18 protein-coding genes are annotated in these 26,183 nt (G+C 40.0%); 12 read left to right on the top strand and 6 right to left on the bottom strand.

Going from position 1 to position 26,183, the window contains the following annotated elements:
- Positions 1-71 precede the first annotated feature (71 nt).
- A complete protein-coding gene (locus tag IPJ53_04560) occupies positions 72-767 on the top strand; it encodes an NAD-dependent deacylase (protein ID MBK7798363.1) in 696 nt (231 codons plus the stop codon).
- A 187-nt stretch (positions 768-954) separates the two neighbouring features.
- Here IPJ53_04560 and IPJ53_04555 read toward each other — a convergent pair whose 3' ends face one another.
- A complete protein-coding gene (locus IPJ53_04555) occupies positions 955-1,518 on the bottom strand; it encodes a CPBP family intramembrane metalloprotease (protein MBK7798362.1) in 564 nt (187 codons plus the stop codon).
- Positions 1,519-1,870: 352 nt separating this feature from the next.
- On the opposite strand from IPJ53_04555, the gene IPJ53_04550 reads away from it, so the two are divergent.
- The 3 genes from IPJ53_04550 (at position 1,871) to IPJ53_04540 (ending at position 8,190) form a co-directional block, all read left to right on the top strand.
- Positions 1,871-5,959 carry a gliding motility-associated C-terminal domain-containing protein gene (locus IPJ53_04550; GenBank protein MBK7798361.1) on the top strand — a complete coding sequence of 1,363 codons (4,089 nt, stop codon included), beginning with the start codon at positions 1,871-1,873 and terminating at the stop codon, positions 5,957-5,959.
- Positions 5,960-6,028: 69 nt separating this feature from the next.
- The gene (locus IPJ53_04545; protein MBK7798360.1) at positions 6,029-6,727 is read left to right on the top strand and encodes a Crp/Fnr family transcriptional regulator; all 699 of its coding nucleotides are present in this window, start codon (positions 6,029-6,031) and stop codon (positions 6,725-6,727) included.
- Between the two features lie 125 nt (positions 6,728-6,852).
- Positions 6,853-8,190, top strand: coding sequence for a hypothetical protein (locus IPJ53_04540; protein ID MBK7798359.1), 1,338 nt, complete (start codon positions 6,853-6,855; stop codon positions 8,188-8,190).
- 364 nt (positions 8,191-8,554) lie between these two features.
- Here the strand turns inward: IPJ53_04540 and recQ are convergent, their stop codons facing one another.
- Entirely contained in the window at positions 8,555-10,918 is a 2,364-nt protein-coding gene (gene recQ, locus IPJ53_04535; protein ID MBK7798358.1) for a DNA helicase RecQ, read from the bottom strand.
- 72 nt (positions 10,919-10,990) lie between these two features.
- Complete coding sequence (locus IPJ53_04530) at positions 10,991-12,460, bottom strand: anion permease (protein ID MBK7798357.1); 1,470 nt, start codon at positions 12,458-12,460, stop codon at positions 10,991-10,993.
- Between the two features lie 610 nt (positions 12,461-13,070).
- Between IPJ53_04530 and IPJ53_04525 the strand changes: the two genes are divergently transcribed.
- The 7 genes from IPJ53_04525 to IPJ53_04495 all read left to right on the top strand — a co-directional run bounded on the left by IPJ53_04525 (position 13,071) and on the right by IPJ53_04495 (position 20,318).
- Entirely contained in the window at positions 13,071-14,090 is a 1,020-nt protein-coding gene (locus IPJ53_04525; GenBank protein ID MBK7798356.1) for an aldo/keto reductase, read from the top strand.
- A 90-nt stretch (positions 14,091-14,180) separates the two neighbouring features.
- Positions 14,181-15,053 carry a pirin family protein gene (locus IPJ53_04520; protein MBK7798355.1) on the top strand — a complete coding sequence of 291 codons (873 nt, stop codon included), beginning with the start codon at positions 14,181-14,183 and terminating at the stop codon, positions 15,051-15,053.
- Between the two features lie 9 nt (positions 15,054-15,062).
- Positions 15,063-15,632, top strand: a complete 570-nt coding sequence (locus IPJ53_04515; GenBank protein MBK7798354.1) for a nitroreductase family protein — start codon at positions 15,063-15,065, stop codon at positions 15,630-15,632.
- An 11-nt stretch (positions 15,633-15,643) separates the two neighbouring features.
- Entirely contained in the window at positions 15,644-16,048 is a 405-nt protein-coding gene (locus IPJ53_04510; protein MBK7798353.1) for an OsmC family protein, read from the top strand.
- Entirely contained in the window at positions 16,045-16,476 is a 432-nt protein-coding gene (locus IPJ53_04505) for a (4Fe-4S)-binding protein (protein ID MBK7798352.1), read from the top strand. Before IPJ53_04510 ends, IPJ53_04505 begins: the two co-directional genes overlap by 4 nt.
- Before the next feature lie 659 nt (positions 16,477-17,135).
- Entirely contained in the window at positions 17,136-18,032 is an 897-nt protein-coding gene (locus IPJ53_04500; GenBank protein MBK7798351.1) for a response regulator transcription factor, read from the top strand.
- An 867-nt stretch (positions 18,033-18,899) separates the two neighbouring features.
- Entirely contained in the window at positions 18,900-20,318 is a 1,419-nt protein-coding gene (locus IPJ53_04495; GenBank protein ID MBK7798350.1) for a TolC family protein, read from the top strand.
- 8 nt (positions 20,319-20,326) lie between these two features.
- On the opposite strand, the gene IPJ53_04490 is transcribed toward IPJ53_04495, so the two are convergent.
- Positions 20,327-21,358, bottom strand: coding sequence for an ABC transporter permease (locus IPJ53_04490; protein MBK7798349.1), 1,032 nt, complete (start codon positions 21,356-21,358; stop codon positions 20,327-20,329).
- Between the two features lie 4 nt (positions 21,359-21,362).
- The gene (locus IPJ53_04485; GenBank protein ID MBK7798348.1) at positions 21,363-23,099 is read right to left on the bottom strand and encodes a hypothetical protein; all 1,737 of its coding nucleotides are present in this window, start codon (positions 23,097-23,099) and stop codon (positions 21,363-21,365) included.
- A gap of 40 nt (positions 23,100-23,139) precedes the next feature.
- Between IPJ53_04485 and IPJ53_04480 the strand changes: the two genes are divergently transcribed.
- Positions 23,140-24,066 carry a TIGR01777 family protein gene (locus tag IPJ53_04480; GenBank protein MBK7798347.1) on the top strand — a complete coding sequence of 309 codons (927 nt, stop codon included), beginning with the start codon at positions 23,140-23,142 and terminating at the stop codon, positions 24,064-24,066.
- A gap of 358 nt (positions 24,067-24,424) precedes the next feature.
- On the opposite strand, the gene IPJ53_04475 is transcribed toward IPJ53_04480, so the two are convergent.
- Entirely contained in the window at positions 24,425-26,170 is a 1,746-nt protein-coding gene (locus IPJ53_04475) for a T9SS type A sorting domain-containing protein (protein MBK7798346.1), read from the bottom strand.
- Between the last annotated feature and the right edge of the window lie 13 nt (positions 26,171-26,183).

Genomic DNA, 26,183 nt, shown 5'->3' with positions numbered 1-26,183 from the left:
ATGTTATATTTATTCATTCATTGAATTAAAATTTAATTTTTGATTGTATTGAGCGACTTAAATTCCGGTATATGAAAGAAAAAATCGTCGTACTGACTGGGGCAGGAATGAGTGCAGAAAGCGGAATAAGCACGTTCCGAGATGCGGGAGGACTGTGGGAGGGGCATGATGTAATGGAGGTGGCTTCTCCAGAAGGGTGGCGAAAAAATCGTGAACTCGTTTTGGATTTTTATAATCAACGAAGGAGACAATTGCTTACCGTAAATCCCAACAATGGACATTATGGACTTGCAGAACTGGAATCTCAATTTGATGTCCATATCCTTACTCAAAACGTGGATGATCTGCATGAGCGGGCAGGCAGCAGCAAGGTGCTGCATCTTCATGGCGAATTGTTAAAGGTGAGAAGCACCGGACATCCGGAATTGGTATACGAATGGAAAAAAGATCTGAATGCCGAAGATCGCTGCGAAAAAGGATTTCCGCTCAGGCCTCACATTGTATGGTTTGGGGAAGAAGTTCCTTTGTTGTATCGTGCCATGGAGATCGCACAACAGGCAGATTACTTTGTGATCATCGGCACATCTCTGCAAGTATATCCTGCGGCAGGACTTATGACCTATACAACTGAAGGAATTCCCATGTTTTATATTGACAAAAACCCCAGCCTGACAAGGGATCTTTATGCAATTGACAACCTACAGGTATGGCCCGGTACGGCAACGGAAGGAGTTGAGAAATTGAAAGATTTTTTTTGTAAGATTTAAGAAAAAATATTTTTGATTTTAAAAATATTTTTAGGCATTATTTTTATTGTAATTGAATTGTCAGTGTGTATTTTTATAGCTTACATGAGAATATTTACTAATGAACAACTAAATTTTTTTTCTTTGCTTTGAGTCTGTACCGACTTATGCAGTAATTGCATTAAGAAATTACCAGTTGCAAAATTGTTTAGAATAAAAATCGCTCTAATGTGGCAATCAGATTTCCGATGGAATGCATGGCCATGGAGGTATAGATGGATTTACTGTGGTATTTAGCATAAGCGTACAGACAAGCATCTACAAAACTCTGCACGATTCCCATATTTGAACTTAAGGTGTTTTGGTAAGCAAAATTATGCAGGACAACAAATATCAATGCCTGAATGCCAATGGCTAAATGTCTGTTTAAATTCCGCTTCTCTAATATTTGCAACAATAGCCCTCTAAAGATTAGTTCTTCCGCAACAGGTGCAAGAATTACTGCACCTAGTATTCTAAGAATTGTAGTGGGTACATTATGATTCCAGGGTGTTAATGCCAATAATCCGGCCTGATTCAAAATAAATTCAATACCTAAAATAAAAAGGAGAAATCCAACGACCCAGCTAAGAAAAATTCCCAAGGATCTTGGCTTTTCTAAATAAAGATCCTGAGGATTTATTTTGCCCTGGCGAATCCGGATATGGATTACCAAAATTATAAGAATGAAGGGTAATATTTTTAGGATCGCTCTTGTAATTTCTGTATTCATTTTGTTTCGTACTATGGTAAATCATTTCATACATCTACTAACTTATTGCAAATAAATTTCTAAGCTACTAAAATGGAATCGCTCAAAAATACATTTAAGTTTCCAAACTAAACCCATTGGATAAATGAAATACAATACTTAAACTCTTGACCATAAATTATTACCTGACCCAGGGCGAAGCCTATATTCCTGATGAGCAAAGTTCGCGTGTAGAAAAGCACCCAAATGGATTATCCGATCCATGATATGGAATGAAATTTGGATATCCGGATACACAGGATAAAAGAATATGCTTACTTTTAGGGCAGGCATTCAACGTGTTTAAATGAATATCTGATCTTGCCAAAGAATTATGAATTACCGATTTTTAATTTTCCTTTCGCTTTTATTGATAACATCGCCGCTCACTGAAATCAAAGCACAATGTGTAGGTTTAGACGCCGATGCAGGACCTGATATGATCATTTGTGATCCTTCCCAGATCATTCAGCTTCAAGGTTCTATCCAGGGTACTTATACAAAATTCATGTGGAGTCCATCCAATAATCTGAGCAGCCCAAGTGTGCTGGACCCATTAGTAACCACCCGGGTACCCGGTAAATACACCTTTAAACTTACTGCCGAAGGGGTCTCCACCACAAACCTGATTACGAATGGTGATTTTGAATCCGGCAATACAGGTTTTTCATCCAACTATACCTATAATTTTACGAACACAACAGAAGGAGAATATTTTGTAACCAATAACCCTTCTTCATGGAACGGAGGTTTTGCACCCTGTGGTGACCATACTTCAGGCGGAGGAAACATGTTGTTGCTGAATGGCCACCCTTCGGCCGGAACGAATTTTTGGTGCCAAACCATCCCTACTGTCGCCGGAAGAATGTACTTGTTTGAATTCTGGCATACCTCTGTGGTATCAAGCAATCCAGGGCAATTGAACATCAAAATCAATGGAATGTCCGTAGGCGGTGTGCAAGCTGCAAGTTTATGCAATTGGGAACGTTTTGAATATTGTTTTACAGCTACATCAGGATCTACCCAAATTTGTATGAACGAAGCATCTGGCATCCGGGGAGGAAATGACTTTGCCATTGATGATGTTGCTTTGTATGAAAAGTGTACGGATATGGATGAAGTCATTGTAGAAATCATTGACCTCAAAGCCAAAATAGACATACTTAAAAAACCAAAATGTTCTTCTGAGCCTTTTGACCTTACAGCCCTTGGTTCCTCAACAGGACCGAATATCCGGTATGAATGGTCCACAGATGTGGGCAGAATTCTATCACAAAATGGATTGACAGCCAAAGCACGCGGATCCGGAATTTATACCGTGAAAGTAATTTATACCAATGGCAATACTACTTGTGAACAAGAAGCATCCATCGAATTTATTGCGCCTGATATCTTGGTGGGATCCGTGGTGGCAAACGGTAAAATCAATTGCCGCGGTGACAGCATTTCCATTGATGTGGACATGGCCTCGGGTAGTGGTGATTATTCCTATAAATGGTCTCCCGACTCCTCAATCATTCAGGGACAAAATACCGAGTCTGTCTTTGTGAAGGAAATAAAAAAATATGTGGTAACCGTTACGGACAACAATTCCGGATGTACCCTCATCATGGATGTAGACATTTCTGCAGATACCCTCAGACCTGTTGCAAAAATTTTTGGAGACAGTCTGTTGGACTGTCGTAAAACGCAAGTTGGTTTAATATCCGGCTTCAGAGATTCTTTACGTACGTTATTGACCTGGATCACTCCGGATCAAAACACGATCAGCAATAAAAATTCAATTACTTCCAGTCAAAATGGTTTATACAAACTAGTAATTATAGATACCGTTAATTTTTGCATGGACAGCGCAACAAAACTGGTTGAGACAGATACGTTTCCACCAATGCTTGAGTTAGGTCCGGACTTGAGCATAGATTGTAAAAAAGATTTTGCCATAGTCTCTAACATGAATCCCAACTTACCCGGATTCTATTATTACTATTGGGAAATTGACAACACCAAACTTCCGGTGGAAAATGATTTGAATAACAAAACCATTTCTTCCAAAGCAAAAGTAAAACTTCGATTGGTGAATGATAGAAATGGATGCGAGATTCTGGACAGCCTTCAAATCATAGATACCAGAATCTTACCTTTTGTAGATGCAGGAAAAGACAGTCTACTAAACTGCAATCAAACTACCATCAAACTTCAGGCAAATTTTGATCCAAAGGATTCCGTAATATTTTTGTGGTCTACCTCAAATGGAAATATTTTATCAGGTGGAAATACATCTTCTCCGGTCGTTGATCAAAAGGGTTGGTATTTTGTACAAGTTTCCAATCCAATGAACGGATGTGAAAACATCGATTCTGTTTTCATTGATGAAAATAAAATCAAACCTCAAGTTGTTTTGGGTCCTGATCTGCTGTTTAGTTGCAAGGACAGCATCATCAGTATTGATGCATCTTCGAGTAGTACCGGTAGCAACTTGAGATTCAATTGGACTACTCCTGATGGCAATATACAGTCCGGAAATGGAAGCCCAAAAATTAATGCTTCTGCCCCTGGCATCTATAAGCTTACCATCTTTAATGTTGACAATGGATGCAGTGATTCGGCTAGCATTCGTTTGAATCCTGACCTTAACAAACCCGTCATTGCCATCAGCACAGCTGATACATTGACTTGTAAAAAAAACAGCATCAACTTATCAGCTTCTGCAAATTCATCCTCAGGAAATCCATTGAATGTACTGTGGACTGGTCCTTTAGGCGCCAACATCACAAATCCTTTGACACTTACTCCAACCGTGCAAACTCCCGGACAATACGTACTGATAGTTACAGATGCAACCAACGGTTGCAGTTCGCAAGCTGTTATTGAAGTATCTGTAGACACCCTTTCTCCCATTGTAAATGCCGGCAACGATGCAGTCTGGAATTGTGCCACCTCTTCGCTTAATCTGTCAGGTATAGCCATGGGAAATTCATCCCAATATTCATTTCAATGGACTACCAATGGAGGAACAATCAACGGTAATCCAAATGCACAAACCATTAGGGCGGACGCACCGGGTGATTACACTCTTCGGGTTGAAAATTTAAAAAACGGATGTGTCGCCTTTGATCAGTTGACCATCATTCCGGATTTGTCAAAACCTACAATTGTTCTTCCACTTCCGGACACCATAAATTGCCTCAGGAGTTTCGTAATACTTCAATCCAATGCAAACGGACAAACTCCTCAATTAACATACAATTGGTCAACAACAAATGGCAACATCATCAGTAGTGTTGATTCCAGTTTTGTAAGGGTGGATCGCACTGGCCAATACAGATTAACTGTCACAGATGAAAAAAACAAATGCACGGAAGAAATAAGCGTGACTGTGGTGGAAAATAAAGTAAAACCAATCATCCGAATACTACAACCACAGGAGTTGAATTGTTCGAGACGCATCATTCCAATCACGGCTACTGTTCAAAATTCCGGATCAAATTTCAATGTATTGTGGACCACTTCAAATGGCAATCTTGTCAGCAATCCAAATGATTTAAATGCACAAGGAAATAAGGCCGGTACTTATTACCTGCGCATCACAAATCCAGAAAATGGTTGTGAAAGCATGGACAGCGTTACCATCTTAGAAAACACCAATCTCCCTGTCGATATTAATTTTGATCTTCAACAACCAAAATGTACAGGCGACGAGGCTTCTGTAAACATCCTGAACATCATTGGAGGAACAGGTCCATTTACTTATTCCCTTGATGGAAAAATGATCAACCAACTTTACCTTACCGGTCTGGCCCCGGGCTTACACAGACTGGAAGTTACAGATGCCAATGGATGTATTGTTTCCAAAGATTTTCAAATCCTTACGCCCTCTGCTACCGGCGTCAATTTACCTACCTCTGTAAAAATAAATGCGGGCGATCCATTTACACTAAAACCTGTCTTTTCAATTCCAACAGATTCCATTGCCTGGATCATGTGGACTCCTGCTGAATTCCTGAGCTGTTCAGATTGTCCGGAACCTAATCTTAAAGGACTCAATACAGAAACCAGCTTTACCATCACTTATGCCAACAAACAAGGATGTACAGCCAGTGCCAGCATTTTAATTCAGATCATTAAACGCGGTGTTTGGGTGCCAAATGCATTCAGTCCTAATGGAGATGGTATCAATGATTACTTATTTCCGGTAGTTTCTGAAGACAGTTACCGAACAATCAAATCTTTTTCCATTTACGACCGATGGGGTGAACTTGTTTTTAGAAAAAATAACTTCGAACCCAATGTTCCATCAGAAGGATGGGATGGAAAATTTAAAAGCGAAGTACTTAATCCTGCTGTTTTTTTATATGTGTTGGAAGTAGAGTGGAAGAATGGTCAAACACAATTGCTAACAGGTGATTTTACCTTGATGAGATAAATATGAGATGTGTAAGTTTAAGTTGAAAACTAAAAATTCAATTCCTTGATCCGGCAAATTTAAATTACAGTGATAGAGTTAGAAAATATCATGTGCTGCAAATGCAAGGTCAGAACAAATTCAATTTTTAATGAATTGAATACAGAAGATCTTCATGCGTTGGATCAAATAAAAACATGTCGCTTATTTAAAAAAGGTGAGCAGTTGTTTAAAGAAGGTGCCTTTCCAAAAGGCTTGTTTTGCTTGATTTCCGGAAAAATAAAAATATCCCAAATAGGACATGATGGAAAAGAACAGATTGTCCATATGGTGAGTGAAGGAGATGTGATGGGACATCGTGCATTGATAAGCAATGATTCCTATTCCTGCACTGCGTCTGCGTTGGAAGATTCCATGGTATGTTTTATTCCGAAAGGACCCTTCATAAATCTGGCTGAACAAAAAGGTCAATTGGTCTTGAAAATTGCACAACTGCTGGCTGATGAATTGAAAGAAGCAGAGCGAAAAATTACTGTCACTGCTCAACAACCGGCTCACGATAAAGTCGGTGTCGCCTTGCTCTTTTTAGTTCAAAATTATGGTTATGAGCGGGACCAATCCACCCTAAATATCAGTATTAAAAGAGAAGAGCTCGCAAATCTGGCAGGAACGACCAGAGAGACCGCCACGCGTCAACTTTATAAACTACAGGAAGAAGGCATCATTAAAATTGCCGGCAAGAAAATTAGAATTCTGGATGAAACCAGATTATCAAAGTTCATGCAATAGTTCCCATTTAACTAAGATTTTTAATTTTTTTTTGAATTATTTTCAGTTTTGTGACATCCGTCACAAAAGCGGTCAAACATTCCTTCCAATTTTGACGCTTATTGGTTAAACTTTATATCCCATTTATGAAGAATCTACTTGTATTGGTTATTTTGATGTACACATTTGTTTCCTGCAAAAAGGAGATTACAATATCAGAGCAGGATGCAGAGCTCACAAATTTGCTCAATGAAAACAGCCTCAACGGCAAGGCAGATTGGTATGCAATGCCCAACAGCAAAGATTATAAATCATTACCCAACCAGGACATTAAAAATCCGGTTACCTCTGCCAAGGTGGGATTAGGAAAATTGTTGTTTTTTGAAACAGGCCTGGGAATGGCTGCCAAAAAATCAGTTTCCATGGCAACCTACTCATGCAGCACTTGCCACGTACCTGAAAAGAACTTTACCGCCGGAAGGTTTCAAGGAATAGCTGATGGCGGAATTGGCTTTGGTCATACGGGAGAAGGCAGAATAAAAAATCCATCATACGATGGCACAGAAGTGGATGCACAGGGCGCAAGACCCTTGCCAACTATCAATCTTGCCTATGTAAGAAACCCATTGTGGAATGGATCGTTTGGTTCTTTTGGGATGAATGTTGGTACGGAAAGTGTTTGGGGTGTCACAGACTCCCTTACAGCCATCAACAAGGAACAAAGAGAAGGGCTGGAAGCCGTGATTCCAAGAGCACTGGTGGTGCACAGACAAATGATCAACAAGGAACTGATGGACAAATTAGGATATACTCCGTTATTTGACAATGCTTTTCCTGATGTACCTGAGAAAGATCGTTACACTTTACAAAATGCGGCAAATGCCATTGCATCTTATTTCAGAACGGTCCTCACCAATGAAGCACCTTTTCAAAAATGGATCAAGGGAGATCACCAGGCAATGACCGACGAACAAAAAGAAGGGGCCATTTTATTTTTTGGTAAAGCAAAATGTGTAAATTGTCACAACAGCCCTTCCCTGAATGGTCAGCGATTTGCCGGTGTTGGGGTAAAAAATCTGGACCAGAATGGCTACGAAGTATTTAAAACAACTGATGGTAGAAGTAAGGGCAGAGGTGGATTTTCATTAAACGACTATGATCTGTATAAATTCAAGGTGCCACAATTGTACAACCTCAAGGATATTGGATTCTACTTTCATGGTGCCAGCAAACACAGTCTTCGCGAAGTGGTGGAGTATTTCAACTTAGCCATACCCGAAAATCCGGATATTCCGAAAAGCAATATAGACAGGCAATTCAAACCTCTTGGTTTGACAGAAAGTGAGGTGGATAAATTGACTGAGTTTTTAGAAAATGGATTGTTCGATCCGAATTTGATCAGATACAAACCTGTTAATGTTCAATCTGGAAATTGTTTTCCGAACAGTGATCCGCAATCTAAACAAGACATGGGTTGTAATTGATTTTTGTTGATGATTTAAAATATAAATTTCTCAAATACAATTTTAGAAATAACATAACGACCTACATTTTATTTTATATCGATATTATATGATAAAGGGCAGTGATCTATTTGGTTGCTGCCCTTTTCAATCATGCATCATCTATATTTCACCCCTACGGGGTTTCTATAAAAATTTCATCCCTACGGGATTGTATTACCCATTCACCAGAATGATATAGCATACAAAAAAAAAGGTGACATTACGATAACAGAAAATAACATGCGATGTCAAACCCTAGAGGGGTGACATTACTATAAAAAAACATGCCTGCAATATCAAACCCCAGAGGGGTGACATAATTATTAACTATGATATTTGTAAATTATCCTGTTGCAAGTTTCTTAAACTGACTTTTAATGGAACTTGGGTTACGCTTTAACATATCGGCTAAAACCTCGAGATCGTTTGTTTTCTTGCATAGTTCCAAAAGCAGTTGATTTTCCTCTGCACTCCAAAATTCATAAGCGCGAGGAAATTGCTTGCGCGTCTGAAGAATAAAATCATTGTCAATCTCATCATCGGGTCTGCTCAAATCAAAACCGGATACCTGCCTTCTCACAGACTGGATTTCTTCATCGGATAATTCATTTTGAGAAGGAAGACTAAAAAAATTCTGTGCATTGATTTCAGCAGTTGTACCGGTTACGATTTTATTTGATTTGAAAATTTGCTGGAGTATAGGACTGATCATTTTATAATTGGACCTGCCTTTTAGGATTCCATAAAAACTTAAATCCTTTAGGTCTTCGATGATCATTTCACGCTCCGAGCCAAGCAAGACTTTGCCAAGGATTGTATGGGATATTCTTACAGGATATTTTTTCAATTCTTCGACGTACTTCAACACACTTTCCTCACTGAGGATTACATCAATTTGTGTTTGTTCCTCTTCTCTGTTTTTTCCTTTAAGTTCGATGATCAAATGTTCAAAACGAAAACCGTACTTCTGATATTTGGTATGCGACATTCCATTAATTACCATCATTTCAAGACGAGAGGTAGGCATCATTTCTACCATTTCCTGCAAGGTGCTATCATGAAAAATAATATATGGAGGAAGTCCCATCTCAACAGCAATTTTCTTGCGCAGCAAACGCAGGGATTCGAAAACAGATTGTGGTTGTTTTGTTTCCGAACTTACTTCCGACTTTATACTCTCCCGGGTGGATTTGGGCTGGAAGGCGGTAAGTTCAATTTTTTGATCTCCGCTCAAGGCCATCCTGCCAAAAGGACTGACTTTTAGTGAAAAGCCTTCATCATATGCCATTTCGAAAATCCCAATTTGCAACAACTGCAAAATATAGGATTGCCAGACTTCAGAGGTATATTCCCTTCCTGCGCCATGCGTTTTGATTTTGTCATAACCGTGCTCAACTATTTCAGCATTCATGGATCCCCTCAAAATGTCTATAAGGGTTTTAATACCGATACTTTCATTGGTTCGCAGCAAAGCAGAAATTGCTTTTTGTGCGATGAGTGTTCCATCAATATAGGTCGGAGGATCTTTGCACACATCGCAGGAATTGCAGTTCTTATCGTAGCTTTCACCAAAATACCCCAGCAATATTTTTCTGCGACAAACCCTTGCTTCGGCAAATTGCTGCATCCGCTTGAGCTTCTCAAGATTCAATTCAGCCTGTCCACTTTCGGAAGCAAATTTATTCAGCATCATCAGATCCTTGATGCTGTAAAACAAAATAGTTTTGGCGGGTGCTCCATCACGTCCGGCTCTTCCAATTTCCTGATAATAGCCTTCGATGTTTTTCGGTAAATTATAATGAATCACCCATCGCACATTTGATTTGTCAATACCCATGCCGAATGCGATGGTTGCACAGATGATTTTGACATCGTCGTAGATAAATTTCTCCTGAATGTTTGATCTTTCTGCACTGCTCATTCCTGCATGATAAAATGCAGCCTGAATTCCGGATTGAATTAACGTGGCGGCCAAAGCTTCAGTTCCCTTTCTGGAGAGACAGTAAATGATGCCACTTTCTTCAGCATGAGATTTGATAAAAGAAACGATCTCTTCTATTTTGTCTTTTTCTTTTACATTGCTTCTTACTGAAATATAAAAATTTGGCCGATCAAATGAGGACACATAAAGCTTGGGTTCCCTGAGCGCCAACTGTTGGACAATATCCTTTCTGGTGGTTTTGTCGGCAGTAGCAGTTAAGGCGATTATGGGCACTTTTGGAAAAATGGAGCGGAGGGATTTTAGCTGGGCGTATTCTGGGCGGAAGTCATGACCCCACTGCGAAATACAATGCGCTTCATCAATGGCAATCATCGACACAGGCAGCATACTGAGAAAGCCTGCGCTTACGCTCAATGCTTTTTCAGGAGATACGTAGAGTAATTTGATCTGGTTGGCCATGCATCGGTTGGTAATATCCGTTTCCTCTTGTGGACTTAAGCTGCTGTTGATGAATTCAGCGGCAATTCCATTGGCCTTCAACGATTCCACCTGATCCTTCATCAAAGCTATGAGGGGGGAGATTACCAGAGTGATCCCCGGTTTCATCAATGCCGGAATCTGGAAGCAAATAGATTTTCCGCCTCCTGTTGGCATCAGAACCAGCACGTCGTGATCGTTCATGATCGAATGAATGATGGCTTCCTGTTGAGGTCTAAAGCTGGTGTAGCCGAAGTATTTCTTCAGCAATTCGAATTTCTCTTGCATAAGAATATTTAGGTGTTCGTGTCAGTAGATGCAAATTTACAAAAATCATCCACGAGTGTGCATAACCGCAAATTATTTTAAGCGGATCAAGGCATAGCACAGCACCGTAATGACCACAATGCTCATCAGATTCAGGAAGAAACCAGCGCGCAGCATTTTTCTTAAAGGAATTTTGCCACTCGAAAAAACGATGGCATTGGGAGGTGTTCCCATTGGCAACATACCGGCGCAACTGGCGGCCAAGGTCATCGGTATTCCTAAAAGTAGAGGATCCAATTGAAGATTCAGTGCTACAGCGGTAATGATCGGAGCCATCACGATCACCTGCGCTACGTTGCTCATAATCTCTGATAAAAAAATAGAAACTGTAGTGACCATCAGGATCAATAGAAATTCCTGAGAGGGGGCCATGAATGCGATGTGTTCTCCCAGACTTTTCATGACACCTACCTGTTCCAATCCTTTTGCAAGGGTGAGTCCTCCACCAAACATCAGCAATATGCCCCAGGACATTTTGTGGGTATCTGACCAAATTAATATTCTATCTCTTGGTGCAGAGTCTTCCTCTTCATCCGAGGAAGCAGTTGTGGTAGTTTTGGTACCTGAGGGCAGTATGAACAATGTGATGCCTGCCGTGATGGCGATCATGGTATCGCTGATGGGTAAACCGGTCCAATTTACCCATAGATCTTTAGTGATCCACATAAAAGCGGCCAAACAAAAAACGCCCATCACCCTTTTCTCGGCCACACTCCAGACTCCAAGTTGTTTGATTTTGTTGCGGATAAATTCTGCTGTAGATTCCTGGTGGCCCAAATTATTTTTAAATAAAATTCGCGTAAACAACACATACAAAAAAAACAAGAGAACCAACGCCACCGGTAAACAAATCATCATCCATCTCATAAAAGAAATTTCAATTCCTGCCGTGTCTCGTAAAAAACCTACATAAGCCACATTGGGTGGAGTGCCTATGATGGTAGAGAGGCCACCAATATTGGAAGCGTAGGCAATTGTCAGCATGATGGAGATTGCAAATGAACCGGTGTCGATTCCGGGATTCGTTTTCTGAATCAAATTAATGACTGACAAGGCAATTGGAAACATCATCATCGTTGTGGCGGTATTGCTGATCCACATGCTGATGCAAAAAGTCGATAACATAAAACCCAGGATGATTCTGTCCCCATTGCTTCCGGTGAGACGAAGAATGTTAAGGGCAATTCGCTGATGTAGATTCCATTTTTCAATAGCCAGGGCCAGAAAAAATCCACCCATAAATAAAAAGATGATTGGATCCGCGTAATGTCTGGCTGTATTGTCCAGCGATTCAATTCCTAACAAGGGAAAAAGTACCAGAGGAAACAAGGCCACCACAGCCAATGGTATAAAATCCATTACCCAAAATGAAATCATCAAGAAGGCAACTGTGACCGTACGCAAAACCCTGGCATCTGCATTCCATGGATTCAAATAATAATGCAGCCCCAATATGAAAAGTATCACCAACGCACCATATAATTCTTTGTGGCCTTTATTCATGCTGCAAGATATCTATTTATCTAAATGGTAGGATGTGGGTGATATTGATTTAAAAGTGACTTAAATCAACTAACCAGCATTTAGTCTTTAAATACCTTCAACATTGCATTTATGTATTCTAAATTTATTACTATAGCACAGCATAAATTTGAAATAATAAATTGTCTGAAAAAAAATTATTAACAATCATAATTAGCCAAAGGAATCCAAGCAAGTATGGAAACTTCAAAGAATATAAAATTTGATTATTTGAAATAAAAATAATATAATTCTTCTGGCAGCTGATTGATTAATTTTATGATGTTTAAGTTAGTAAATTCTCAACGAAATTTTTTAAACCAGAATAGATACTGGTCCATCATTTATTTACTGATTGAATCGTCTGCCAACTTATTTATTAAATTTCTAAAGCTCGAAAACTAATACTCAATCGAATTTCAAAATAAATTAAATTTAGAATTAAGTATTTTTCTACTTATGATAGTAGTTTTTATTTAGAAAACTTCTAAGAGCAAGTTTACTGTGGCATTCAACAGGTAATTAACTTTTCTCATTCCGAACAACCATTTACATTTAGACTTGTTCTATCAATTCACCATTAATTACACTGATGATCTATAAACTTTTGGGCAGAAGCGGGCTTAAAGTTTCTGAATTATGTCTGGGCACTATGGGCTTTGGCAAAGAATGGAGCTGGGGTGCAGATAAAGAAACCAGTTTGCAGATTCTGGAAACCTTCGCACAGGCCGGCGGTAATTTTATTGACACCGCCAACCGGTATACAGAAGGCACCAGTGAACGCATCATAGGAGAATTCATACAGAGCAACAGGGATCACTTTGTAGTTGCCACCAAATATACGCTTCATGACAATCTTACCAATGTCAACGCTTCCGGAAACAACCGGAAGAATATGATGCGCAGTGTAGAAGAAAGTCTGAAGCGACTGAATACAGAATTTATCGACTTGCTTTACCTACATATATGGGATCGGCTCACACCCATTGAAGAGGTGATGCGTGGTCTTGATGACCTCGTGCGGCAGGGGAAGGTAAATTACATCGGCATCAGTGACACGCCTGCATGGGTCGTAAGTCAGGCCCAGACCCTTGCCCAATGCATGGGATGGTCAAAATTTGTTGCCTTGCAGATGGAATATTCCCTCCTTCAGCGTACTCCCGAACGTGAACTCATTCCGATGGCTGCCCAACATGGTCTCAGCATTATTCCATGGGCCCCATTGGCCGGTGGTGCACTTACCGGCAAATATCTGAAAGGCGATCCCGGACGAATTAAAGAAGGTAGCTCCAGACTCAATGAGCGGGCAGTAGCCATTACAAAAGTGGTAATGGCCGTGGCGGAAGAACTTGGTGTCGAACCCTCACACGTAGCCTTAAAATGGACGATGCAGCAAGGCATCTCCTCCATTCCCATCGCAGGCGCCACCAAACTTAGCCAACTTCAAGAAAATCTAAAAGCTTTAGATCTGGTGCTTGAACCCAAGCACCTCCAAAAATTAAATGAGGCCAGTAAAATCGATCTCGGTTTTCCGGGTGATTTCTTTAATGAGGAAGGTGTAAAAACAGTTACTTATGGTGGTTTTTATAATAAAATTGAAAAAGGCTTTTAGTTTCTTGTCTTACATTAAGAGCAAATGATAAACTGGATTATTGGAAAGAGTTCTAAGTCGTAATAATTTTGGGTATTAAAATTTTAAAAGATGAACAGAAAAGATTTTTTGAAAAAAGGACTTCTCGGGACGGGCATTCTCGCCAGCACCTCTGCGATCGGATCTATTATTCACAATGACATTGACGAACTTAAACCCCTTGAAATTTTGGGGTTCAATCATCTTCCAAATACAAAATCAACTATCATGGCCAGTAAAGTTTTACATCAGGCAGAAACGCGTGGACACGCCAATCACGGTTGGCTGGATTCCCACCACACTTTTAGTTTTGCCAATTATTACAACCCGGAACGCATGCATTTTGGTGTGCTGCGGGTACTGAATGACGATCGCATTGATCCGGGAACAGGATTCGGTACACACCCGCATGACAATATGGAAATCATCACCATTCCACTGGAAGGCGCGCTGGAACATAAGGACAGTATGGGGAATGCAGGCGTTATCAGGAATGGAGATATCCAGGTCATGAGTGCAGGAACGGGAATCACCCACAGCGAATACAATCACCACAAAGATGCGGTCGGAAAATTCCTTCAAATCTGGGTTTTCCCAAATAAAAAAAATGTTACGCCCCGTTATGATCAATTGACACTTGATCTCAAAAAAAGGCACAACAAGTTGCAGCAAATTTTGTCACCCAACCCGGATGATGAAGGTGTGTGGATCCATCAGGATGCTTGGTTTCATCTGGGGAAATTAGACCAAGGAATTTCACTGGATTATCAAATTAAGAAAAAAGGAAATGGCGTGTATGCATTTGTCATCAATGGGAATGTACACATCGATGGTCAGGCTTTAAAGTCCAGAGACGGACTGGGTCTTTGGGATATAAACAAATTGACTATTCAATCAGATACTGCTTCAGAAATATTGCTCATGGAAATTCCCATGACTATCTAAAATCAACATATGAATTCAATCAAAAAAGCACAAACAAAATACCCCGTACTTGAATTGATCAAAGACCGATGGAGTGCCCGAAGCTTTTCACCAAAAGGTATTTCAACGGAAGATCTTCACACCCTTGCAGAAGCGGCTTCCTGGGCTCCAAGTGCCAACAACGAACAACCATGGCAGTTTATAATTGCGCAAAAGGAAACAGATAAATTTGAGCGTATATACGATGCCATGCTGGAAGGCAACAGACCCTGGTGTAAAAATGCAGCAGCTTTCATTTTGTGCATCGCCAGAACTCATTTTGAAAAAAATGAAAAAACTAATTTCTATGCCGATCACGATCTGGGAATGGCAAACGCATTGTTGCTCCTACAAGCCACCTCGATGAATATTTATGCTCATCCAATGGCAGGTTTTGACAAATCTAAAATCATTGAATCATTTGGATTGACGGATCTGCAAAAACCCATGTTGGTCATTGCTCTTGGATATCTTGATGACGCTGAAAAACTTGCAGAGCCTTACAAAACGCGGGAACTGACTGCGAGAAACAGAAAAGAACTTCATGAATTTATACTTTAAACTGCCTTAAAATGGAAAACAAATCATCAGACATTCACGCACACATTGAAAAGCAAGCTTATAAAACCCAACTGAGTAATCACCGACACGAAATTTTGGCTGATGAACCTGTGGAAAATGGAGGAGCTGATCTTGGATTTTCCCCCTCTGATCTTTTGTGTGCTTCCCTTGCCGCTTGCACTTCGATCACATTACGCATGTATGCAGACCGAAAGGAAATCGCCCTGGAGGCAATTGACGTAGACATTTGGTTTGAAGAAGATAAAGAACAGGGAATTACAAAACTGCACAGAAAGATTGAACTTAAAGGAAATATTTCTGATGAGCAAAAAACACGGTTCTTACAAATTGCTGATAAATGTCACATCCATAAAGTACTGACCCACCCTATTCAAATTACCAGTGAATTGGCATGAAAGAAATTACCAAAGAATATTCCAATGGTGAAATTACCATTGTTTGGAAACCTCAAGTTTGTATCCATTCCACCATTTGCTGGAGGGGTGCTGCAGGATTGCCGGAGGTGTTTAATCCTGCAGAACGACCATGGATCAAACCTGCTGGCGCCGACACTCCCCGCATCGTCGAACAAATAAATAAATGTCCCAGCGGAGCGCTGAGTTTTTACTACAACGAACAGCAGGAAAAGCCACAAGAGAATGAACAGGAGCTTACCAGAGTGGAGGTTATGGACAAGGGCCCACTTATGGTAATTGGAGAAGTCATCATCAGACACCCGGATGGACGTGAAGAAATCAAAACTAAAAAATGTGCATTGTGCCGCTGTGGCCACTCCAAAAATAAACCCTATTGTGACGGCAGTCATCGGGAGCATTTTGTTTAGATTCAAGTTGTTTCTCAAAAAATAAGTACTTACAAGTATGGCCAATTTCACTTATTTAAAATGCATTGTAAAACCATTTTTGAAGTTGTCCTTTCTTTAGAATTAAAAATATCCAAAATTTAAATCAGTCCTGGTAAAGTAAAACCATTTAGTTCTTTTTTTAAGGATCTTTAAAAAAAATCCATTTCTACATGACCCCTTGTAATTTTAATAGAAAATGTATTTACAAACATTCAAATAAATAGATTCTTCTAACCTAAGTCTTTCATCCAAAAAAATCTATCATATTTTAAGGAAGCAATATTTTAGCCTGAATAGAAAATACACTCTATTCAGATTGAATCATCTGGTATCAAAAAACCAATAAAGCTCCTTTTACATTTCCTTTACAAGCTTTTACAGTTGGAAACCTCACACCATCCGGAGAGTTTCTAATTTTACATCTTGAAAGCGAGCACTTCCTTTTCCTGGGAAATCTCCCATGCTTTTTGATCACCATGCTTTAACAGCCGATAAAATGCCATTGGTAAAAATCTCAATAAACCCAATCTTGTGATTTAATTATGTATAAATAAGAATGGATGCTTGGTTTTAAAATATATCCATCAAATTGTAAGTTTATTATGTGTCTCTTGATTTAAAAGAAGTTAATTTTGAGGATGTTTTTCGTTCGTGATTCAAATATTCAGAGAAAACTATTGTTGGTCCCTATTTTGTTGGGGGTTCTATTTCTAGTCAATGCACAACCGGATGGGCCGCAAGGTATTTCCGCTGAAAAAGTAAACCTTGCGCTCCGCAGGACGGCGGATGGGTTGCTTCGACTTTCAGGGGACAGCACGAGTCGTATTCCGGCCATCGAGCAGGCAGGACCAGGCGTGTGGAGGGTGCGACTGCTTCAAGCTTTCAGATACGAACAACTTCCGGCTATGCTCCAATCCTCCCTCGATGTGTACGGTATCAAAAATCCTTACGAAGTGACTGTACGAAATTGTGAAAATGCAACGATCGATCTGGGATTTCATCAGACAGATTTTTTAAATAATGGCACGGTGCCTTGTGCCGGAAGGGAGATGCCCGTGGGTTGCCATTATATTGAAATCACATTTTTAGATATTAGCCCTGTAAAATCATTGCTGTATAATAAAGCAGGATATCTTGTATTGATTTTGCTTGCAATTGGTGGTTTTTGGTTTTTCCGTCAAAAAAAATCTGGACAAAGTGAAATCACTTCTGATTCCGCAGAAGATTTACTGGAAATCGGAAATTCTCGTCTTGATGTTACCGGACAAATATTGCATTGTAACGGCGTACCACAATCATTGACTTTCCGTGAGACCAAATTACTTCGGCTCTTTGCCAACAGCCCCGACAAATTACTTGAGCGCGATTTTATCCTCCGCGAGGTTTGGGCAGATGAAGGCGTGTTGGTTGGAAGAAGTATAGATGTTTTTGTGTCAAGGTTGAGAAAGAAGTTAGCGGCTGATCCAACTGTTGGACTCGTGGCGGTGCATGGAGTAGGATATCGGTTGGAAACAGGTAAAGTAAGCGTGGGTTAATCTTAAAATCCACATCAACTATCTGAACCATGATTTTTGGGATGCATGGGATGGATGAGATCTTGATGATGAAATTTTATTAAATGTTGAGGATGTTTCATCTTCAATAAATTCAAAAGAAAAATATATCCAATCCCACAACTCCCATCAATCTCATAAATCCCAGTTCAGACAATAATCCCGTCATCTGTCTGAACCATGATTTTTGGGATGAATGGGATTAATGAGAACGAGACGATAGAATTTTATTAAATGTTTATGATGTTTCAAGTTCAATCATTTTAAAAGAAAAAGATATTCCTACCCACAACTCCCAACAATCTCATAAATCCCAGTTCAGACAATATTCCGTTATCTGTCTGAACCATGATTTTTGGGATGCATGGGATTAATGAGATCTTGATGATGAAACTTTATTAAATGTTGAGGATGTTTCATCTTCAATAAATTCAAAAGAAAAAGATATTCCTTCCCATAACTCCCAACAATCCCATAAATCCCAGTTCAGACAAAATTCCGTTATCTGTCTGAACCATGATTTTTGGGATGCATGGGATTAATGAGATCTTGATGATGAAACTTTATTAAATGTTGAGGATGTTTCATCTTCAATAAATTCAAAAGAAAAAGATATTCCTTCCCATAACTCCCAACAATCCCATAAATCCCAGTTCAGACAAAATTCCCACAAATCCCAATAATCCCACAAATCCCAGTTCAGACAAGAGAGGCATCGTGTGAATGACTATGGAATAGTTGCTACTTTAACATTGTGCCGATTCTGTCCATTCCAGGAGGGCATTGGTCGAAACAAAGCGCGCGCAATGGACGAAAATCCCTAATATTGCGTTAGTTTATCATTAATCTATGAAAAAGTTTTTTCTAATTTGGGTGCTCGCTCCACTGGCCATTCAGGCTCAGGAACAATGGAGTCTGGTTAAATGCATCCGTCAGGCACAACAGGAAAATCTGACTTTACAATCCGGGAGGGTCAACGTATTCAGCGAGGAAATCAATCTGAAGGAAAACAGATACAAGAGGTTGCCGGACCTGAACGGTAACATCAACATGGGCTGGAGCATTGGCCGCAACATTGACCCCACCTCAAACGACTTCATCACCCAGGACATCCTCAATGGAAACTACGGGCTCAGCAGTTCTGTCATTTTGTTTCAGGCAGGACTGGTGAATAAAAGTATCAATCAAAGCAAAATCAATCTATCCGCTAGCAAGGAGGAATACCAGCAAACATCCAACGATATTGCCCTACAGGTTGCCAGCCAATACCTCAATGTGTTGCTTGCAGACGAACGGTTGGAGATCGCCGGAAAAAATCTTGAAGCCATCCGACAGCAAATGGAACAAATCCAAAAAATGATCAGTGCCGGAGGGAGACCTGAGGCAGACCTGTACGAAATTAAATCTCAGGTAGCCCGCTCCGAACAAGGCGTCGTCAGTGCAGAAAATGCACTCGATCTTGCATGGCTGTCTCTGAAACAATCCCTTCGGCTGCGGTCAGATCTGGAAATGAGCCTTGAGCCTCTTTCAGAAGAACAGCTGCGCAATCTGGAATCAGAATCCTACACCTATGAGAATCTATATGAATACTCCTCTGTAAACCAACCAGGAATGAAGGCCGCCAAATTACGACTTGAAGCAGCCAAACTAGGTGAAGGCATGGCAAGAGCGGCATTCTTTCCCTCCTTGTTTGGAAATATATTTGCCGGATCCCGCTATTCAAATGTAAAAATACCCAGTTCCTACAGCATCATCGGCAGCAGGGCCATCCCCGGTATCCGCATTGATGGTAAAAATGTGGTGTTTGAAGAACCGCTGGTCATTGGCACCAATGAAAAAGCCATTCCTTTTGCAGATCAGTTTGATCAATATCTGGGTTATAGTTTCAGTGTTTCTATGAACATTCCCATAGCCAATAATTACCGCAACCGGGCCAATGTAAAACGCGCTAAACTTGCCTCAGAACGCAGCAGAATAAATTTCGAAACGCAGGGATTAAATCTTAGCCAAAACATCTCACAGGCCATCGCAAATGTCAAAGCAGCCATTAAGGAATATGATGCCGCCAACAGCGCTTATGAAGCTGCCAGATCTTCTCAAAATTTTACGCAAAAGAGATTCGAAATCGGTGCCACTAATTTATTTGAATTGAATCAATCTCAAAACAATTTACAAACGGCAGCATTGAGTTTGCTGATTTCAAAATACGATCTGATTTTCAAACAAAAAGTGCTTGACTTTTATGCAGGCAAAGAAATAAAATTGTAAGGATGATTTTAGGAGTTGGCCACTTGTAATCGGGGATCCATTAGTCTCTGACAAACATCTGAAATCAACAAGCCAATCAAGGTCATTCCCGCTGCCAGCATAAACAATCCATGGACCACGGGCCAATCCCGGTAATGAATCGAATTGTACATGAGTCGCCCACTTCCGGGAATGCTGAAGATGGTTTCAATCAAAATGGAACCGCCGATCAGAAAAGGAACTGCGGATGCGATCCAGGCCAAAACAGGGATTAAAGCATGTGGCATCAACTCATGTCTGAGTCCGTCCATCTCAGAAATACCGCTGCTCCGGGCACGCATCCAAAAACGTTTTTGAAATGCATTCTCAAGGCCCTTTCTGAACAAATTATAAATGACTGCTAAGGATGGTAAGACCAGTGCTGTAATGGGCAATATCCAGAATGCCGGTTGCTGAATCCACAATGAAAATGGGTCTGAACCTCCCGCGGATTCAGGAATGGCCGGAAACCAATTGAAGAAATCAGGGTTTGCAAAAAATATCAGCAACAAACTTCCAAACCAAAAAACCGGAAAAGCATGCAAGGCCGTGAGACCAATGTCCATGATCTTTTTGAAACGATGATGTTTGGAACACACCACCAAAAATGCCAACCACAATCCCAAAGAAAAAATGAGTATCACAGCAGGTATTTGCAAGGCCATGGTCCACTGAATGGCTTTCCAAATTTTTTGTCCAACCGGAAGGCCGTCGCGCAGTGAAGCGGAAGAATTTACCAACCAATGATGGTAGAGATTTACTGTACCATTCCACTTGAATTCAGGAATCAGGAAATTCATTGATTTCAACTCTTCAGGGTTTCTTTCCGGAATGAAGCCAAAATAAAACAAGGGCATTTTGATCTTTTGGGAAGTGTAGTTTTCTGGTGCCGAATTTTCTTCTTCCCGGTTCATTTCATCATAGCTGCCCGGTATGTTCTGAATCATCCAGTGGCCGATCAATGCAATCAACAATAGCAGAAAAACTGCATTCATCAATCGTTTTAAAATAAATAAAAGCATCGCTTTATCTTAATTTGATCAGATTCTCGGAATATCCCGGTCTGCGAAAGCTGACTAGTATGGACAACCGCCTGGAATATACCATGCGCTCCAAAGGAGCAAACAAAAATATCTGCGCTTGTTCCTGATACAACAACTCCTGGAATTTTAAATAGGCTGCGTCTCGATCTGCAGCAGATGGTGCAGTACGAATGGCTAAAATTAAACTGTCTGACAGGGCATTTATAAAACCGGTTTTATTGAATCCCCCGGTTTTGGCGTTGGAGGAATGCCAGGCCTGATAAGGATCCCAGAGCGAAGGCGATTGACGTGCCGCCATGGTCGCCAATTCAAACTGATGTGCATTCATGTCCTTCATCATCATGGCAGACTCTTTGCTGATGAGTTCAATTTTAATACCTACTTTGGCCGCTTCCTCCTGCAGCAGAATGCCGATGTTCTTTCCAATTTCTTTTCCGGAAATAAATAAATTCAACATCAGTTCAGTAGGTTTCCCATCAATGACTTTATCCAATATTCCATCTCCGTTATGATCTTTCCACCCGGCCTCCGTTAGCAATTTAACTGCCTCCTGTGGAGAAAATTCAACAGGCTTTAAGTTGTGGTTGTAATAGGATTTGGAAGGATTTACCGGACCCGCTATTCTGCCTGCAAGTCCATTGAATTGTGTCTGAATAAATTTGTCCAGATCAAGCAATTTGGCCAAAGCCTGGCGCACCGCTTTTTCTTTCAGGATCGGGTGACGGTGATTGATTTCAAGGTAATAATATTGAGAGAGGGATGGATTTGCAAATTCAAACTGGTCGGCCGAATTTATTTTGAGTTCGTCGTATTGTTTGGGACTGATTCCGGAAAGCAGATCTATGCTCTTGTTTTTTAAAGCAACTACAGCTGCAGCTTCATCAGGGATAACGAGGTATTGGATTTCTTTTGGATGGGCAGCCAGCAATGGATAATCTTTAGCAAGACTGTCGCCCCACCAATTTACTTTTCTTTCCAGGACAATTCGGTTTCCGCTCTCCCATACTTTAAGTCGGTAAGCTCCACAACCTTGAATCTTTTCTTTGCAAAAATTTGCAGATTGATATTCGGTGGCATATTGCTCGAGTTGTTTCCATTCTTCAGCACTCCAGGCCGCAGAATCTTTAGTGGTCAAATCCGGAATGGCAAATTTAGTCATGAGCAAGGAAGGATCGTACACGTGTGCCGGATAGAGACAATAGTTTCCACTCATTTCCTGACCAAGCATGTAATTCTTCTTGACCAGAATGCTGAATTTTTTAGGATTTGCAGGGTCTATTTGCAGATCGACAATGTTTTTGAAAAACCCGCGCCAGGTTCCGTTTTTGAGCAGAGGGTTCAGAGCTGCTTTGATGGTAAATGCCACATCAGTGGCCAAAACAGGTCGCCCATCATCCCATACTGCTTCCTGATGCAATTCATAAGTAAAGGCCACTGTGCTGTCGTTAACAGGCAAGGCCTCACTCATCGCTCTTACCAACATAGGTGATAACTCTAGTTTATCAGGATGATACTCAAACAAAGGTGGCATGATCAGCACTTCGATTTGGGTTGCCAGTGAGGATTGTGACACCACGGGATGCAAACAATCGGGTTCTTCAGCAATGCGGATCTTTAAAATAAGTTCCTTTTCTTTGAGATCATTTTTGCAAGACGTGAAAAGACTGATCAAAACAGTAAAAGCCAGAAAAGGGAATATTTTCAAATAGAACTTAATCATTGGGAGAATTGTTTGTACCGCACTAATGTAAAGCTTAATCATGATTTCAGACATAGAATCAAAGAACATTCTTATTGCAGGCGGAAGTGGCATGATAGGACGCGCACTGAGTAAAGAACTGACAAAGGAAGGATACAAGGTCAGTTGGTTGAGCAGAACGAAAAAGGAAAATCCACCCTACCCTATTTTTTTGTGGAATCCGGATCAGGAATATGTGGATCCTGCTGCTTTTGAGGACAAACCCATGCTGATCAATCTCGCCGGAGAAAGCATCGCGAAATGGCCCTGGACCAGCGGACGTAAAAAGAAAATTTTGGTTTCAAGGTTGCAGGCCATCAAGGCCTTGAGAACTTGTCTGAAGGAACTGGACATACGGCTACCATTGATCTTGAATGCAAGTGCCATTGGAATTTACGGACACAAACCTGGGGAAGTATTGTATGAAAAGTCCATGCCGGGATTCTACGGCTTTTTGGCGCCTACCGTAAATCATTGGGAATATGAGGCGTGCACTCTGGAGAAATATTGCGACCGTCTTACCCGCATCAGAATAGGACTGGTGCTGTCAAACCAGGGTGGCATCTGGCCAAAATTATTCCTCACTAAAAAATTAAGAATCTTTAATTGGTTTGGAGATGGGCAACAAATTTATTCCTGGATTCACATGGATGATTTATGTCAGGCGGTATTGTTCCTCATTCAGGGGAACGATACAGAGAAGGTTGTAAATCTGACCGCACCGTATCCGATTGAATTAAAAAAAATCATCGAACTAATAATCTCCTATCAACCAAAATCTTGTTTGAGTTTTGGGATTCCAACGATCTTGCTCAGAATTTTTCTGGGCGAATTTTCTACCATGCTCACCATGGATAATCACGTCCTTCCTGAAAGTCTGATGCGACACAAATTCAGATTCAAATATGGGGATATTTACAGTGCAGTCGATGCGCTGATGGAGGAATGAGGAATGGTTATGTTCTTTTTCAGTAATTATTCTACAATGAATGATCCAACAATTTTTCGCATCCGTACATCTAACCGGTCCTTGCCGATGGTCACTATAAAATTTAGCTTTGTATAAAATAGAAAAATGATGATAAAGTGATTCTATTATAGAATGCGAGCTATCAATTTAGTTTGATTTAGGTTGATAGGGGAACAAAATATTTTTATTTCCTTAGGTGACGGTTTCATAAATAATTCAAATTCCTTGAATCAAAATAGTGGTTTAAGGTTTGCAGATAAATTGGTTATTCAATTCCTAAGTATACTAAGTTTAATAATCAGTAAATTTTTAAGTGAATAAAACAACCATGCATCCTTTACTCCACCACCACCCTCTCCACACTGCTCCTTCCTTCTATATCTCGATACCTTACGAAATAAACTCCCGCAGGCCAGTCACGCACATCAACAGTAGTAGAAGTCGATCCTTTACCGATATTTATTGATTTCATTAGAGTGCCAGTAGTTGTCAATATCTCTACTCTGCCATCTACTCTCAGATCTTCATCAAATTGAATCTGAAATAAATCTTGTGCTGGGTTGGGGTGGATTGAAATTAAACTACTTTCTTGATTTCTCAGATCTTTCGATCCCACCATCCCATCAGGAGAGATACGGGCTATGAAAGCTGAAGATGTGTATTGGTCGCCTACTTTTTTTCTTGCGACTGTAGGTAATGCATAGTCCCCGAAATACAGAGTGTCTGAAGTAAAAGTGCCACTTATAACAAGACCCCCATCGGGATGAAGACCCCCACATTCATAACCCCCTGCGTTCTCACGACCTTTACCTTGCAGTTGAAAAACTTGTTCCATATTGCCATTATTATTAAATCGAATGAAAAGTAAATCAGGTGATGAATTACCAGGACTGACATAAGGCATTCCTTTAAGATATATAGTATCTCTATTAAGCTGCCAAGCAGTCCATAGCTCTTGTTTTTGGTTAAGTATAATATAGTTTAATCCAAACATTCCAAGAACATGATCTTCATAAAGCCATTCAAGCTCATAATTAGGATTTATCTTAGCGAGAAAATTGATAGCATATTGACTGGTTGGAAGGCTTTTAATCTTCTTTGAAAATATTTCTATTTCCTTGCTTCGACTAGATCCACCGATAAATATATTACCCCCATTGTCAATTGCCATTTGTTCAATATAATCCGTTTCTAGTCCTCCTATGGATTTGATAAATTGTAAATTTCCATTTTTGTCAATTACCATCAACACCGCATCATTAGTCCGATTAAAACTTATAGTATCTCGATTTTTCAATACCAACTGATCGACTATTAATTCTACCCCTGTAAAGGATCCTGCCAATACAATTTGCAGATCATTATTAATTTTTACTTGCTCAATAAAATTTTCATAACTCTCAAATTTTTTAAACCAATTTAAATTTCCATCAGGATCAAGTTTAAAAAATGTAGACTTTGATGATCCGACCAGAGATTTATACTCAATCTTGATACCGTCAAAGAGTAAATGACCAAAACTATGATAGGATATTAAATAAGTAAACCCACTTTTATCTGTAGTTACTCCTCCTACCCACACATCTCCTAACTTACCCATTTCGTTTTTCAATAATTTATACCAAAGTAATTTTCCATTAGAATCCAGTTTGGCTACAAATGCTTCTCCTACACCATCCGGTGATTGAATCGAGTGTTCTGGATCTAGCCAAATGGTACCTCTGAATGAAGAACTTATTAATATATTCCCTTTTGGGTCACTTGTTAAATGAATTCTACTATCAAGAACCCCAGTCAAATTGTCTGATAGTTGATGCTTCCATACACAATGTCCATTTGAATTATATTTGACTAAAAACTGAACATCGGTATATTCTGTATTCAGATTGTATTTCTCATTGCAAATGTCGAAAGGAGCAATCTCAAAATTGATAGCTGCAATGGTATTAGAAAATACATCGGTAGTAACTTCAAAAAAACCAATAGTACTCCTATGCCCTTCTGCAATAATCCAATCAAACTTAGGAACCTGTGCATGAATAAAAAAGAATGAAAACCAAAAGGTAAATAAAAGTAATCTCATGATTAAATTTTAT

The sequence above is a fragment of the Candidatus Vicinibacter affinis genome, assembly GCA_016714365.1.
Classification (GTDB): Bacteria; Bacteroidota; Bacteroidia; order Chitinophagales; family Saprospiraceae; genus Vicinibacter; species Vicinibacter affinis.
Note: the sequence above shows the minus strand (reverse complement) of the source record. Positions and strands in the feature narration are given on the sequence as shown.